Origin of the sequence: Streptomyces recifensis (assembly GCF_002154615.1) — a bacterium.
GTDB classification, from domain to species: domain Bacteria; phylum Actinomycetota; class Actinomycetes; order Streptomycetales; family Streptomycetaceae; genus Streptomyces; species Streptomyces griseoluteus.
In genome coordinates, this window is the sequence record NZ_MUNH01000925.1 from 1 (window position 1) to 650 (window position 650).

1 protein-coding gene is annotated in these 650 nt (G+C 71.8%); it reads right to left on the minus strand.

Annotation, left to right across the window (positions count from 1 at the left end):
- Positions 1-264, minus strand: a 264-nt coding sequence (locus CCN33_RS30855) for a trehalase-like domain-containing protein (protein ID WP_244174005.1), incomplete at its 3' end; no start/stop codon positions are given.
- Positions 265-650 lie beyond the last annotated feature (386 nt).

Here is a 650-nt window from a genome sequence, read left to right on the forward strand (position 1 = left end):
CTCGCCGACCCCGTCCGGTGACATGAAACGGGTCACCAGGACCGCGGTGTCCGGGTAGTAGAGCTGTCTCCAGGTCCCTTCGGAGCGCTCCGGCGCGAGCAGGAAGAAGCCGCCGCCGTCGTGGTCGAGCAGGGCGGCGAAGACGCTGGGCGAGTCGAACCGCGGGGCCGCGAACCAGTCGATCACGCCGTGCGACGACACCAGAGCCGCGGTCTGCAGATCCCCGATGAGCCCGTGATCGGCGATGGGCGGGTAGCGATCCATGACGGTCTCCTTGCCGGTCCTCTGCCGGCACCGCCGTGCCCCGCCCGTACGTACGGCATCGACAAGTTCCTGTGATCGTCCCCGTGACGCACGGTGCCGGGTGCCTGCGCCGGGCCGCCGTCAGCCGGTGACCCTCGGGACGAAGCTCGCAGACAGAGACATCCGCCCAACCGTCAATGCGGCCCGTCCACCAACGTATCCCCGGGTGGTGTACCCGGCGAGTCGGGCTGTGAAGGGGAGCCGGGGCGGCCGCCCGTGACCGTCGCGCACGGGGGGGGGTGCTCTTTCGCGGAGGCGCAGTCCGCCTTCCGCCGACGGCCGCGTCTTCCCGCCTCGCGCCGCGCGTGAGCCGGACTCAGCTCCCCGGGGCCTACGGGCTTCCCTCC